Origin of the sequence: Archangium lipolyticum (assembly GCF_024623785.1) — a bacterium.
In the GTDB taxonomy this organism is placed as follows: Bacteria; Myxococcota; Myxococcia; order Myxococcales; family Myxococcaceae; genus Archangium; species Archangium lipolyticum.
Map to the genome: position 1 here is coordinate 136,296 of NZ_JANKBZ010000012.1, position 14,859 is coordinate 151,154.

General features: G+C 68.2%; 9 protein-coding genes. 6 read left to right on the top strand and 3 right to left on the bottom strand.

Annotated features, from left to right (window positions below):
* Window positions 1-119: 119 nt before the first annotated feature.
* The 4 genes from NR810_RS25390 to NR810_RS25405 all read left to right on the top strand — a co-directional run bounded on the left by NR810_RS25390 (window position 120) and on the right by NR810_RS25405 (window position 3,471).
* Window positions 120-827, top strand: a complete 708-nt coding sequence (locus NR810_RS25390; protein ID WP_257456052.1) for a hypothetical protein — start codon at window positions 120-122, stop codon at window positions 825-827.
* Between the two features lie 116 nt (window positions 828-943).
* Window positions 944-1,252, top strand: coding sequence for a hypothetical protein (locus NR810_RS25395; RefSeq protein ID WP_257456054.1), 309 nt, complete (start codon window positions 944-946; stop codon window positions 1,250-1,252).
* Between the two features lie 195 nt (window positions 1,253-1,447).
* The gene (locus NR810_RS25400; protein ID WP_257456283.1) at window positions 1,448-2,803 is read left to right on the top strand and encodes an L-serine ammonia-lyase; all 1,356 of its coding nucleotides are present in this window, start codon (window positions 1,448-1,450) and stop codon (window positions 2,801-2,803) included.
* Window positions 2,804-2,841: 38 nt separating this feature from the next.
* Window positions 2,842-3,471, top strand: a complete 630-nt coding sequence (locus NR810_RS25405) for an SRPBCC family protein (protein ID WP_257456056.1) — start codon at window positions 2,842-2,844, stop codon at window positions 3,469-3,471.
* 131 nt (window positions 3,472-3,602) lie between these two features.
* Here NR810_RS25405 and NR810_RS25410 read toward each other — a convergent pair whose 3' ends face one another.
* On the bottom strand, window positions 3,603-4,070 hold the full coding sequence (locus NR810_RS25410; RefSeq protein WP_257456057.1) for a tetratricopeptide repeat protein: 468 nt from the start codon (window positions 4,068-4,070) through the stop codon (window positions 3,603-3,605).
* A 114-nt stretch (window positions 4,071-4,184) separates the two neighbouring features.
* Here NR810_RS25410 and NR810_RS25415 point away from each other — a divergent pair, with 114 nt between their 5' ends.
* A complete protein-coding gene (locus NR810_RS25415) occupies window positions 4,185-7,979 on the top strand; it encodes a carbohydrate binding domain-containing protein (RefSeq protein WP_257456061.1) in 3,795 nt (1,264 codons plus the stop codon).
* Window positions 7,980-8,052: 73 nt separating this feature from the next.
* Here NR810_RS25415 and NR810_RS25420 read toward each other — a convergent pair whose 3' ends face one another.
* A complete protein-coding gene (locus NR810_RS25420) occupies window positions 8,053-10,263 on the bottom strand; it encodes a hypothetical protein (protein WP_257456062.1) in 2,211 nt (736 codons plus the stop codon).
* Window positions 10,264-10,544: 281 nt separating this feature from the next.
* On the opposite strand from NR810_RS25420, the gene NR810_RS25425 reads away from it, so the two are divergent.
* Complete coding sequence (locus NR810_RS25425; RefSeq protein WP_257456063.1) at window positions 10,545-12,677, top strand: glycosyltransferase family 39 protein; 2,133 nt, start codon at window positions 10,545-10,547, stop codon at window positions 12,675-12,677.
* A gap of 3 nt (window positions 12,678-12,680) precedes the next feature.
* Here the strand turns inward: NR810_RS25425 and NR810_RS52210 are convergent, their stop codons facing one another.
* Window positions 12,681-14,834 carry a fibronectin type III domain-containing protein gene (locus NR810_RS52210; RefSeq protein ID WP_306818504.1) on the bottom strand — a complete coding sequence of 718 codons (2,154 nt, stop codon included), beginning with the start codon at window positions 14,832-14,834 and terminating at the stop codon, window positions 12,681-12,683.
* Between the last annotated feature and the right edge of the window lie 25 nt (window positions 14,835-14,859).

Genomic DNA, 14,859 nt, shown 5'->3' on the forward strand with positions numbered 1-14,859 from the left:
CTGGGGGGGTGGTTTGGGGTAGGATACGGGATAATAACACAATCCGTGAAAATACAGCATCTCCTGGCATGACTCGGAATTCAAAGCTCACGGGTTGCGGAGCCGGTGGGGGGACGGGTATGTCGTCCGGCATGGGCGCGAATACCCGGTCGAAGGCGCTGTCATGGCTCGCCGCGTTGGCCGCGGCCGCGCTGGTGGCCGTGCTGCTCGTCACGCTGCTGCGCGGTGAGGACGCTCCGGAGGACATGTCCGGGCGCGAGGAGAAGGTCGCGGCGCCCGGAAGGGACTCGCCGTCACCGGGGCTCCCGCCACCAGGGCCCTCCGTCGCGCCGCCGGGCGTCGCCACCGTGACCGATGCGGGCGTCACCCCGGGCCTGGTCTCCGAGGCGCCGCCCTCCGACGCCACGCCCACCCAGCACCCGGTGGATCTGGAGAAGCTGCGGGAGCGGCTGCCCGGGAACCTCTATTGGGAGCTCGGCGCGCCGACGAAGGACCCGGAGGTGCTGCGCAAGCGCGCCGAGGAAACACAGCGCTGGAACACGCTCTTCGGCAAGGTGCAGTCGAACACGGCCACCGAGGAGGAGATCCACCAGTACTACGACCACCGGCGCCAGGTATCGGAGGACTACATCGCGTTCGCGAGCATGGTGCTCCAGGAGTACGGCGCGCAGCTCAGTGAACAGGAGCGGGGCCTGTACGAGCTGAGCATCCAGATGCACCGCACCCGCCTCTCGGAAATGCCCGGCAAGGTGGACGACGCGCTCGCACGCGCGCGCCTCCAGAACCAGCGCCGCGAGACCTGGCGCGGGAACGAGGGCGGCCACTGAGGAGACGGCGGCGCGGAGAGCCCCTGGGATGCCCGTTCGTTCGTCGGGTATCCATCCAACCAGACCCCGGGGGCACTTTCCGCCAGCCTCGGGCGCCCTCACCCTTCAGGGCAGCCATGGACCTGACCTCTCTTTCTGACGCTTCCGACAAGCGGCGCTGGCTCCTCCTCGCCGGCCTGGCCGCAGTTCCGGTGTACGTCCTCCCCGTGGGCTTCTTCGGAGTCCGCGCGCTCTGGCCCCGACTGCTCCGCGAAGCAGCCCGGGGGACCGTTGCCCTGGGGGTGCTGTCCCTCATCGGTATCGGCCTGGGCCGGTTCGCCCGGGAGAAGGGCAAGCAGCCAGACGGCGGTGACCGTTGGAAGCTGCCGCACTTCGGGCCGATCATGTCGGACGAGTTCGCCGCCTCGGCGGCCTCGGGTCACTAGAGTCCCGAAGAATCCCGAACTCGTTTGACCCTCATGTATCGAGCGCCACCGTCGAGGTTCTGACAAGACACCCGCGCCCTGGCTGGAAGGAAGCCCCTCGCACCGGGGGGCCTCCTCAGCACGCCGAACCCGCTTGGGGTATAGGTTCGCCAGCCCTTGGGCGGGAGGCGGTTCGTGTCACTCAGTGTCCTGGACATGTTCACCATTGGGATCGGGCCATCGAGCTCGCATACCGTAGGACCGATGCGTGCGGCGCGGCAGTTCGTGGAGGCCCTCGCGGGCACGGAGGGACTCACCTCCGTCCAGTCCGTGAAGGTGGAGCTCTTCGGCTCGCTCGGGCACACCGGCAAGGGACACGGCAGTGACGTCGCCGTCATCCTCGGGCTGGAGGGAGAGCGCCCCGAGGAGGTCGACTGTGACGCCGTGCCCGCCCGCATCTCCGGGGTGAGCGAGACGGCGAAGTTGAAGCTGCTCGGTCAGCACACCGTGAAGTTCAAGCCCTCCGAGGACATCGTCTTCCACAAGCGGCAGAGCCTGCCGCACCACCCGAACGGCATGCGCTTCACCGCGGTCCTCGCCGGGAAGAGCGAGCCCTTCGCCCGCGCCTACTACTCGGTGGGCGGCGGCTTCGTGGTGAACGACGACGGCACCCCGACGCACGCGGTGGGAGGAGGCGACCAGCGCATCCCCTACCCCTTCAAGACGGGCGCGGAGCTGCTGGCGCTCTGCCAGCAGCACGGGTTGAGCATCAGCACGCTGATGCTGGAGAACGAGAAGGCGCTGCGGCCGGAGGCCACCGTGAGGGCGGGCCTGCTGCGCATCTGGGAGGTCATGCAGGCGTGCGTGAAGCGCGGCTGCGAGCGCGAGGGCATCCTCCCGGGCGGCCTCAAGGTGAAGCGGCGCGCGGCGGGCATCTACCGCAAGCTCCGGGGCGACACGCGGGGCGCGTCGGATCCGCTGGTGGCGATGGACTGGGTGAACCTCTACGCGCTGGCGGTCAACGAGGAGAACGCGGCCGGCGGGCGAGTGGTGACGGCGCCCACCAACGGCGCGGCCGGCATCGTGCCCGCGGTGCTGCACTACTACCGGCGCTTCGTGCCCAACGCGGACGACGAGGGCGCCATCCGGTTCCTGCTCACCGCGGGTGCCATCGGCATGCTCTACAAGCTCAACGCCTCCATCTCCGGCGCCGAGGTGGGCTGCCAGGGCGAGGTGGGTGTGGCCTGCTCGATGGCGGCGGCGGCGCTCGCCGAGGTCATGGGCGGCACCCCGGAGCAGGTGGAGAACGCGGCGGAGATCGGCATGGAGCACAACCTGGGGCTCACGTGCGACCCCATTGGCGGGCTCGTGCAGGTGCCATGCATCGAGCGCAACGCCATGGGCTCCATCAAGGCCATCAACGCCGCGCGGCTCGCGCTCCAGGGCGACGGCAAGCACAAGGTGTCGCTCGACAAGGTCATCGCGACGATGCGCCAGACGGGCGCGGACATGATGACCAAGTACAAGGAGACCGCGCGCGGCGGTCTCGCGGTCAACATCATCGAGTGCTGAGCCACCCCTCCCGTTTCACCCCCCCCGAAGGAGAAGCAATGCTGAAGAAGGTTGTCCTCGCGCTCGCGGTCCTCATCGTGGGCCTTGGCGCCCTGGTGGCGTCGCGACCGTCCACGTTCCGCGTCGAGCGGTCGATCACCATGGCCTCCCCCGTGGAGATTCCCTTTGGAGCGGTGAACGACTTCCACAAGTGGCGCTTCTGGTCGCCGTGGGACGCGCTCGATCCGAAGATGCAGGTGACCTTCGATGGAGCCTACGCGGGGCCCGGCGCCATCTACACGTGGAGCGGCAACGATCAGGTCGGCAAGGGGAAGATGACCAACCTGGAGGCCCAACCCTACGACAGCATCCGCATCCAGCTGGACTTCCTCGAGCCCTGGCCGGCCTCCAACGTGACGACCTTCACGTTCAAGACCGTGCCCGAGGGCACCCAGATGACGTGGGCCATGGAGGGGAACAACAACTTCATGGGCAAGGCCTTCTCCCTGTTCATGGACATGGACGGGATGGTCGGGAAGGACTTCGAGAAGGGCCTGGCCTCGCTCAAGAAGCTGTCCGAGGAGGAAGCGAAGAACCGGCGTGAGCGGGAAGCGCTCATGAAGGCCCGGGAAGAGGCCGAGGCCGCCAAGGCCGCCGAGCCGGCCCAGACGGCCACGCCCACGCCGTAGTGTGGAGTGTCCACGAAGCCACACTCCCGAGGCATCGTGGAAATCCCGCCCCTACTCACCCCTCTCCCTCTGGGAGAGGGTCAGGGTGAGGGTATTGCAAGCCCCGAGCTCAACCCCCGCCGGAGCAGGCCTCAGCGGCCGCCGTTGGCGCAGGCCCGGGCGTCGCCGCCCTGGCAGGAGCGCTTGAGGAGCGCGGTGGCCTCGGCGTCGTTCTTCTCGGCGCACGTGCCGGTCCGGTGGCAGATGGCGGCGCTGAAGCACCCCGCCGCATCGCCGCCATCACACGCGCGCATGTAGAGCATATAGGCGCGAGCCGGATTCGCGCTCACGCCGCGACCCTGCCACACCATGGAGCCCAGGAAGTTGCATGCCTGGGCCACGCCCGCGTCACACGCCCGCGTGTGCAGCTCGGCCGCGCGAGCGGAGTCCCCCTTGCGATCGGCCTCGAGGGCGGCGTCGAAGCACCCCTTCACCGTCCCGCCGGGGCACTGCTCGTCCTTGCTCGCCAGGGCCGCCGCGGCCTTATCGCGCGCGGTGTCCTCCTTCTTCTCCGAGCACGCCACCACCGAGAGCAGCAGCACCACACCCATCCATCTCATCGGTTCCTCCTCGCTCGCACGACGCATCGCACCATAAACAGAAAACCCAGGAAAAAGTGACGTCCCGCATCAGGCGCACTAATTGAGTCGGCGCATTACCCCTAGGAGCCCCCCATGCACCGATTGAAGCCGTTGCTGTTGCCCGCGGTGGCGGCGCTGCTGCTGGCCGGACCCGCGCAAGCGCAGATCGCCGCGTCGCACGTCTATCACAACCACATGCCCAACTTCTGGCCGTACTACGACGTGAGCAAATACGCGTCGACGCCAGTGGGTGGCGCCATCCGCTACATGTACGACGCGCAGGTCATCAACCTGAAGAAGAACCCGCCGTCGAACTACACCTATTACCTGCCGTCGGGCGCGCCGATGCCGCACGACGATCTGGTCACCTACTACTCGCACGACGCGAAGACGGGTGCGTACCTGTACTGGCCGCCCGACGTCGCGGTGGACATGAACACCAACGCCTCCACCGGACAGGTCCACGTCACCATGTCCGGGGCGGTGGTGAACAACGTCAACGACCTCAATGCGTTGCAGAACGTCCCCGGCTACACCAACACCAACTGGGGAGCGCCCTGGAGGGATCGCTACAACACCCTGCGCACGCCTGGGGGCAACCGGACGTTGGATCTCATCCACTTCACCGGCCACCACTCCATGGGGCCGCTGGTGGGTCCGGACTACTTCCTCAAGGATCTCATCTACCAGAGCGCCACGCTGGCGCAGCCCTACTTCCTGGGGAGCAACTTCCAGTCCTCCAAGGGCTTCTTCCCCACGGAGCTGGGCTTCTCCGAGCGCCTCATCCCCACGCTGGCGAAGCTGGGCATCCAGTGGTCGGTCATCGGTGACAACCACTTCTCGCGCACGCTCAAGGACTACCCGTTCCTGAATGATCCGGGCTCGGACACGCTGGTGTCGCCGCCCAACCGCGCGGACCTGCAGAACACCAGCAACGTGGGAAGCTGGGTGAGCGCGCAGATGGCGCACGAGCAGCAGGTCATCCGCAACAAGTACCCCTTCGCCTCCACCCCGCACTGGGTGCGCTACGTGGACCCGGCCACGGGCGCCGAGTCGCGCGTGGTGGGCATCCCCGTCAACCAGAACGGCTCGTGGCTCGAGGGTTGGGAGGGCGAGGCCACCGTCGACGTCGTCAACCTCAGGAGCTTCGAGGGGCTCGTCGCGCAGAAGCAGTTCTTCGTCATCGCGCACGATGGTGACAACTCGGGCGGACGCGCGGGCTCCGCCAACACCTGGTACAACGGCCGCAGCGTCACCTGCACCGCGGGCGTGCAGTGCCTGGGCATCACCGAGTACCTGCGCACGAACACGCCCGTCTCCACGGACGTGGTGCACGTGCAGGACGGCTCGTGGGTGGACACGCGCGACTCCTCGTCGGATCCGCAGTGGCACCACTGGAAGCTGCCCTTCGGCATCTGGAAGGGGCAGTTCCCCGCCTTCAACTCCGCCACCGGCCTCAACCTGGCGCCCAAGACGAACCTGAGCGGCGTGCAGGAGGGCATGACGGTCTCCTTCGAGCACGGCTGGCACTACCTGGAGCGCAACTTCGCCCTGCTCCAGGCCTCGCTCAACTACGCGAAGACGGCCGAGCAGATCTGGCTCGACGCCCACCCCAACCACTGGAAGCCCACCACCACGCTGGACAGCCAGGTGACCCACGCGGGCAACCAGCTCAACCCATGGATGATGTCCTTCCCCGTCAAGGGTGACGCGAGCAACGACTGGGCGGGCGGCGCCAACCCGGCGGAGCTGGCCTGGTACTTCCTGCTGCCGGCCATGGACTCGGGCTTCGGCTACTACGACGAGAACCAGGACGACAACGTCAAGCCGACGCTCGCCTTCAACCAGTCGCTCTACTTCTCCAAGCCCTACGTGCAGGACCGCATCGCCCAGGACCGCACCGGCCCGTCCGTCTGGTGGCCGCAGCGCTGGCCCTACAACCCCGGCAGCGCCAACACCGACAAGTCCGAGGGCTGGACGCTCCACCACTTCAACAACACCTTCGGCATCTATACCTATGCGTATGACGTGAGCGGCATCACCAGCATCAAGGCCCGCGTCCGCGTTCACGCCAACAAGAGCATCGACCCGCTGGACAACACGCACAAGGTCTATGATCCCGCCGCGCTGAAGGCGGCCGGCGTGCCCAACATCGACACCGCGCGCGTGGGTGCCTGGGTGGACCATCCGCTCACCCGGCGTGACCTGAAGCCCGTCATCAACGGTGTCGCGTGGCAGCCCGCCTACCTGCCCGTCATGGCGAAGGTGCCCGCGCAGGAGATTGGCGACCTGTATTACGTCTACCTGGGCAACTACCGCGACCAGCTGCTCGACTACTACATCGAGGCCACCGACAGCCGGGGCAACGTCACCCGGAGCGAGATCCAATCCGTCTACGTCGGCGCGGGCCGGTACAACCTGGTCGGCGGCAAGTACGTCGAGGACATCAACGGCACGGTGCAGGGCACGCATCCGTTCCTGGTGGTGGACACCACCCCGCCCTCGGTCCCCACGGGGCTGGCGGTGGCCACGAAGACGGATCGCTCGGTGAAGCTCACGTGGAGCGCGTCCTCGGACAACGTGGCGGTGACGGGCTACGACATCTTCCGCAATGGCACGCAGACCGGCACGAGCACCGGGACGAGCTACACGGACAGCGGGCTGACCGCGAGCACGGCCTACAGCTATACGGTGAAGGCGCGCGACGCGGCGGGCAACCTCTCGTCGGCCAGCGCCGCGATCTCCGTCACCACCCTGGCGCCGGACACCACCGCGCCCTCCACGCCCACCGGCCTGACGGCCTCGGGCACGACGAGCTCCTCCGTGGCGTTGGTCTGGACGGCCTCCACCGACAACTACGGCGTCGCGGGTTATGACGTGTACCGCAATGGCTCGCCGGTGGCCTCCGTCACGGGCACGAGCTACACGGACACCGGCCTGTCTCCGAGCACCACGTACAGCTACGCCGTGAGGGCCAGGGACGCGGCGGGAAACACCTCGGCGTCCAGCACCTCCCTGAGCGCCACCACCGGCGCGGGCAACACCGCCACCGTCTATTACAAGAAGGGTTTCACCACGCCCTACATCCACTTCCGCCCCGCGGGCGGCACGTGGACGAGTCCGCCGGGCTTCCCCATGCCCGACTCGGAGATCGCGGGCTACGCGAAGTACACCGTCAACCTGGGCGCGGCCACGCAGTTGGAAGGCGTCTTCAACAACGGCAGCGGCACCTGGGACAGCAACAACGGCAACAACTACTTCTTCCCCACGGGCACCTCCACCTTCAACGCTGGCACCATCACCGCGGGCCCTCCTCCCACCGATACCACCGCGCCGAGCATCCCCTCGGGCCTCACGGTGTCCTCCAAGACGTCCACCTCCGTGTCGCTCGCGTGGACGGCCTCCACGGACGCCAGCGGCATCGCCGGGTATGACGTGTACCGCAATGGCTCGCGGGTGGCCTCGCCCACCACGGCCAGCTACACCGACACCGGCCTGAGCACCGGCGCCACCTACAGCTACACGGTGCGGGCCCGTGACAACGCGGGCAACGTCTCCGCGCAGAGCACGGCGCTGAGCGTCACCACCGCCACCTCCGGCGCCACCGTCACCTTCAACGAGACGGCCAGCACCGTGGTCGGCCAGAGCGTCTACGTCGTGGGCAGCATCGCCGCGCTGGGGGGCTGGAACACCGCCTCCGCCATCCAGCTCTCGCCCACCAACTACCCCACGTGGAGCGTGACGCTGAGCCTGCCCGGCTCCACGGCCTTCGAGTACAAGTACATCAAGAAGGACGGCAGCGGGAACGTCACCTGGGAGAGCGGCACCAACCGCTCCGCCACGACTCCCGCCACCGGCACCGCGACGCTCAACGACACCTGGAAGTAATCCAGCGCCGGGACAACCACACCAGGGCGGGCGCCCTCGAACGGAAGGCGCCCGCCCCGGGTGAACCCCCTGTTCAGTGTCCGGTGCTGTCCATGCGCCGGATGAAGTCCACCGGCTGGTCCTCGAAGCCCTTCACCAGCGAGGACCGCACCTCCAGAAGCTGCTTCACCTGGCCGATGTCATGAATCGGCCCGATCTCGAACTGCGTCTTGATGGGACCGACCGGATCGATGGGCAGGCGCCCGGTGAGCGACCCCAGCTTGTCGGGGAGGGTCGTGTCGAAGATGGGAGTCCGGGTGCACTGGACGCAGTAGGCGATGTCATACAGCCGCTTGAAGCGCTGCTCGAGGTCCGCATACCGCCAGGTCGGCGAGCCCAGCTGGGGATCCACGACGTTGAACGTGGAGCCGGGGCCACCGCCCGTCAGGAAGCCCGACAGCGGAGCCGGAACACCCGCCAGCGGGTAGATATGGGTGAAGCCCGTGCCGGTGTCGCTCCTGTGGCAACCCTGACAGGTGTTGAGCGAGAACTGGTGGCGCGAGCAGATCTCCCGGGGGTTGGAGGGGTTGTTGAGGTTGACCCACCAGTAGTTGGGGGCCATGAGCGAGTTGCCGCCGCGGAAGGGGACTCCCGCGTAGGAGTAGGGAACGGTGTAGCTCGAGGAGCAGTTGTTGGGGTTCGAGGTGCTGGCCGGAGTCCCCAGGAGCACCTTGTCCATCGCGTACTGGTCGGTGATGGAGTTGCCGCTGCCGAAGGCCGTATCGTTCGGAGTCTGGGCAACCGTGTGCATTCGCAGCGGACCGCTGGCGGGCGTGTCGGTCCCGAGGCTCGGGTTCTCGATGCTCAGCCGGAACTCGCGGAACTCCCACCAGCGCGAGTTGAGCGCGTTCTCGTTGGTGCGGAGCTGATTGAGGGCGTTGCGGTTGCCCTTCGTCGGCGCCTTGCCATACAGGACGACGTTCTGGGTCAGCGTCTGGAGCTGCGTCAGGTAGCTGGCGCTGAAGCCGCCATAGGTGTTGAGCTTCGTCCACTCACGTGCCCACGCGGCCACGTTGGCGCAGCCAGTGATGGGCACGCCGTACTCGAAGATGACGGTGAAGTTCTTGGCGCCGCACGTCGCCTCGGAGCCACCAGCACCCCAGGGGTTGGGCTGGACCACGCCGAAGATGAAGCGCAGCTCTCCCGCGTCCGTGGGGATGCTGCCGGTCGAGCCACCGTACATGCTCGGGCCGCGCGTGGTCCCGCCGAGATCCAGGCGGTTGACGATCGCCAGCAGGCGGAAGGGCGCGATGTTGAGGTTGAGCGGGCCGCTGAGGGTGACGTCGTTGCGCCCCGTGGAGGTGTTGTACGTCATGACCGCGGACACACCGCTGGCCGTGGCCCAGGGCTTGATGACCTGGGCGAACATGGCGGTGCGCGCGGCCACGACATCGCCGTTGACAGTCTGGTTGTTGACCCAGAGCTTCAGCCAGTCGAGCACGAAGGCCTCGGGCGTCATCCCCGAGCCCTGCGCCATCTCACGCATGAGGTGGGCGAAGGTCCACACGCCCCCCTGGGTGCCCGCGCCGGTGCAGGGATCCCACGTGCGCGCGGGATTCTTGACGACCGCCGGCGAGGTGATGAACACCGACTCGCCCCACTTCTGCATGGTGGAGGCCGGAATGGACGGACAGATCCTGACCGGTACAGGGACGCCCGTGTCGAGGATGGGCACGTTCAGGGAAATTCCCTTGGTGATGCCCACGGGCGTGCGTCCCTGGAAGATGACGCTCTGCTCGGTGACCTCGCCCATCTTGCCGGAGGCGAGCATCTGCTCGTTGTCGACGCGGCGCTTCAGCTCGGCGGAGTCATGCTGGGTGAGGAGGGTGAAGAACCCGGGGCCCGGGCTCTTGGGAATCTCACCGAGCTCCGCGAGCGCGTCCGAGCTGAACAGCATCAGCGGGCGCTCCTGCTCGCCGATCACCCGCACCAGACTGTCCTTGAGCTCCGGGTTGGCCGGCTCGGGCAGCTTCACGTGCAGCGCGAAGTTCTCACCGAGCGCGGTCGGCTCCTTGAGCTTCTGCAGGAAGACGTCGGTGGCGGCCTCGGGCTCGACGAAGGGAAGCTTGCCCAGGTCCTCGACCGTGCCGGGCTGTTCCTCCGCGGACTGGAGCTGGGCGTGGGGCTCCTGCGACGCCGGGTTGTCGGCCTGGGGCTCCGAGCAACCGCTGGCGCCAAGCAGGGCTCCCGCGAGAAACAGCGGCGGAAGGGACCACTTATTCGCACGACGGGAATGTCTGGCCATGTTCGTCCTTTGAGACACCGCTGCAACGGGGTTGCGAGACCAGCAGCTCATCGGGGACTCCAGGGACACACGGCGAAGGTGCGACTCCCCGGATAAGCGGCCGGAGGTCCACAAGAGCAACCCGCGTGCCGCCGGGTCCGCACGGCGCGCCTCAGAGGGAGGAGGCGCACGGAGCCCCCAGGGAGTGGACTGGCGGGCAACACGCGAGGACACGGCGCTGTGGCTCCGGCACCAACAGCCGCCATGCACCCCCGGGGTGGCACTGGTAGACTCGCCGGGCGTTGACCCCCGCCCCCCTCAACTCCCGCTGGCGCACCCCTGTCTTCTGGCTGGCCTGGGCCGTGCTGCTCGCACTCGCTCTCTCCGCCCGCCTCGCGGACTGGCACAACGTCTTCGTCGGCGACCAGGTGGAGCTCGTCGCCACCGACTCCCACTATTACGTCCGCTTCGCCCACCTCCAGCGGCTCGCCTTCCCCCGCTTCGAGTCCTTCGACCCGTACATCAACCACCCCACTGGCGCCTCCATCATCTGGCCGCCCCTGCACACCTGGACGGTGGCCCTCTTCCTCGCGCTCGGCCCGGCCGATCCCGAGCGCGCCGCCGCATGGGTGGACCCCGTGCTCGCCCTCCTCGAGCTGGGCCTGCTCGCCCTGCTCGTACGGCGTTGGCTGGGAGGCACCGTGGCCCTCGCCATGCTCGCCCTGCTGGCCCTCGTGCCCGCGGGCGTGATGGCCGGAGCGCTCGGCAACGCGGACCACCACGTCCACGAGCCCACCCTCGCCGCCCTCTGCGCGCTGTTGCTGGGGCGAGCCCTCCGCACGCGCGACACCCGGCTCGGCGTGGCCACGGGCGCGGTGCTGGGCCTCGCGCCCCTGCTCACCACCAGCGGCTTCGTCCTGATGCCGGGTCTCGCCGCCGCCCTGCCCCTGGCCGCCCTGTTGGATCGCCGGACCGAGGGCCCTGACGTGGGCCGCGTGGGGCTCGCCATGGGCCTGGGCGCCGCCGGGGTGCTGGCCTTGGGCGTGGTGTCGTTCGGCGAGCCCCTGTCCCTCGCCTACCACGGCCTCACCTCCTTCCAGCCCCTCTTCGCCCTCGCCCTGCTCTCCGGTGCGTCGGGGCTCGCCACGCTCCTCGAGCGCCGCCGCGGCTGGCCCTTCCAGCTCGGCCTCGCCCTCCCCTGCGCCCTGCCGCTCGTCCCGGAGTTGTCCCGCGCACTCCACCACCTGATGCTCGGAGATCCGCTCCTCGCCATGGTCATGGAGTCCATCCCGCTCTGGAAGGATCCGGAGTTCGCGCGCGATCTGCTCGGCCCGGTCCTCCTCCTGCTACCGGTGGGACTCGCCGTCGCGAGCGTGCGCCTCTGGAAGGAGCGGGACGTCGCCCTGGCACCGCTCGTCCTCGGTGCGCTCTCGCTCGGCGCCGCCGCCCTCCTCCAGGCCCGCTTCACCCAGGCCCTCACGGGCAGTGGAGCCCTGCTCATCGCCGCGAGCCTGACGGGTGCCCTGCGCGACATGCGCCCGCTCCCCCGGCGGGCCTCGACCGCCCTGCTGGTCCTCATGGGGCTGCCCCTGCTCTCCGAGGCCCTCCCCCACCCGCGCCTGCCCGACGCGAGCCCCATGGCCCCCGTCCGCTCCACGATGGCCTGGATGCGAGAGCACACCCCGGCGCCCTCGCTCCCCTGGGACGTGCACGCCCGCCCCGCCTGGGGCGTCGTCGCCCAGTACGACATGGGGCACCTGCTGGTCCTCTGGGCCGAGCGCCCCGCGGTGGCCACGCCGTTCTCGCAGGTCCCCGTGCACCAGCGCGCCAATGCCCAGGCCACGGCCGTGCTCGCAGCCACCTCGGAAGAGGAGGCCCATGCCCTCCTCCAGGAGCTGTCCGCGCGTTACCTGCTGCTCACGCCGGTGGGAGACCTGATTGGCCGTCCCCACCAGCCGCTGACCGGCACCATCACTCCCTGGCTCTACGAGCACGCGGGCCTGGCCACTGGAGAGCGTGCCGCGAGCACCCGCTTCCGGCTGGTGCACGACTCGGCCGAGTCACGCCGGAAATACCCCGAAAGGCCCTATGCCCGGCTGTTCGAGGTGGTGAAGGGAGCCGAGCTACGCGGACACTGCGACCCGCACGCGCCCGTGACGGCCCTGCTGGACTTGGAGACAGCCCGAGGCCAGACGCTCCGGTACGAGCCGCGCACCACCGCTGGCGCGGACGGCACCTTCCTGCTGCGCGTGGCCTACCCGACCACCCGGGACACCCGCGAGGCCGACGTGCTGGCCCGGGGCTCCTACCAGGTCCAATGTCCGGGGGGCGGTGGATCCGCCGTCGTCTCCGAGCAGGCCGTGCGCGAGGGCCAGCGGGTGGAGGTGGAGGGAACGCCCCGTCCAGAGCGCTCCCTTCATTCCGTGGACGAATGACGCTCAGGGCAGCGGCGTCGGGTTGGCCAGGTACTGCTGGACGCGGGTGATCCAGTAGTAGTTCTCGGTGGGCTCGCTCTCCGGGTAGCTGCCCGGCTGCGGGATGGCGCGGGTGCTCACCCCGACGCCCGCGCCCATGAGGATGGCGACGACACCGGCGTTGGCGGCCTCCTGCATGTGGGAGCCCCAGGTGACCGTGCTCCCGCTCACCGAGACCTTGGGATCGTTCCACACGTTCTTCGAGAAGTAGCTCAGCCTGTTGCCCGAGAGCGTGAAGCTGTCACCGAACAGGAACGGAGACGCGGACTCCTCATAGTGCTGCACGGAGTTGTTCAGGTCCGGGAACGTGCCGGAGGGGTTGTAGGCCGTGGGGCTGGGGTGCCGGGTGCCATTGATGTGCCCAGCGGGGACCTGCCACAGCACGACGGGCAGCGAGAGCGTCTCCTTCAGCGTCCTGGCGAACAGCAGGTAGTTGTTCCAGAGGTCCGCGTTCCAGAACCACAGCGAGCTCGCCGGGTCATTCGGGTTCGCGCCGGCCGCGCCAGCGCCATCCAGGCCGTACTTGTCGATGGAAATGAACTCGGCATTGCCATACTTGACGCCAGCCTTCAGGGCGAAGCCCGCGTTGGCGCGAGCGTTTTCCTGGATGCGGGCCTTGCCGGCCTCCAAGCCATACACCTCGGTCGAGTGGATGATGCCGGTGGAGGGAGCACCTGGAGCGGCCCAGAGGTTGAGCTGCCAGCCGAGGAAGGCCTTCGGGGTGTACTTGCGCAGGGTGTAGTTGATGCTCTGGACGAGCCCGGTCAGCGTGTTCGGGAAATCCGGATCGACGCCACGCTGGAGCACGCCGGAGTCATACGCGGCATAGGTGGCGGCGGGCATGCGAGACGGGTCACCGCCATACTGCGACGAGTACTGCTGCTGGATGTAGCCGAGGGTATCGGGCTCGATGACGTAGCCGACCCGGCCCGTGCCCAGGATGGACGTGGCGGTCTGGCCCACGTCACGCAGCCCCTGGAAGTACTGCGAGAGGAAGGCGGAGCTCTGGATGTTGCCCCAGACGACCGCCGGGCTGTCGGTGTTGCCACCAATCCCATACACCACGTAGATCGGCGTCATGCCCTGTTCCTTGCTCTTCCGGGCGAGGCGATCCGCGCGGCTGTGCCACTCGCTGAACTGGGAGCCACCATTGAGATACAGGTAGCCGTAGTTGATGCGCTTGCCCGAGGGGAAGTGAGGATTCACCTTGGCGAAGAATCCGTCGGTCCCGGTGAAGGGCTCGTAGACGGTGCCGATCGCGAGGTAGTTCGGGTGCCAGGAGGTGTCTGGATTGCCACCATCAGCGGGCGCAGTGGTGACGGAGAGGGCGGTGCTGCCCACCGACTGGTTGCCCGCGGCATCGCGTGCCTTCACGGTATAGCTGTACTGCGTGGAGGCCGCGAGGCCGGTGTCCGTGAAGGCCGTGGCGGTCGTCGTGCCGACCTGCGTGCTGTTGCGGAACACGATATAGCCGGTGACGCCAACATTGTCGGTCGCCGCGTTCCACGCCAGGCTCACCTGGGAGCTGGTGCTGCCGGTGGAGCGCAATCCCGACACCTGCGAGGGCGGGACGGTGTCACTGACGGACGCCGTGGTGACGGAGAGAGCGGTGCTGGCCACCGACTGGTTGCCCGCGGCATCGCGTGCCTTGACGGTGTAGCTGTACTGCGTGGAGGCCGAAAGACCGGTGTCCGTATAGGCCGTGCCCGTCGTCGTACCAACCTGTGTGCCATCGCGGAACACGATGTAGCCGGTGACGCCGACGTTGTCCGTCGCCGTGTTCCACGCCAGGCTCACCTGGGAGCTGGTGCTGCCGGTGGAGCGCAATCCCGACACCTGCGAGGGCGCGGTGGTGTCGGCACCACCGGTGCCACAGGGTCCGATCAGCTTGTACCAACCACTGGCGGTGCCCCAGACGGGATCCGCCGTCCAGATGGCCACCAGCGCCTCGTACAGATTGCCTTGATAGACGACCCGATCCCCAGGGTTGTAGATGGTGGAGGAGTTCCACTGGGAATACCCGGTGCAGTCCACGGTCTGCGCGTGCACCGTGGAAGAGAAGACCATGAGGGACAGCAGGCCCGTCAGGACCGCGGTCCTCCAGCGATGCAGAAACATGCCGGCTCTCCTTCGAGAGGGGGCG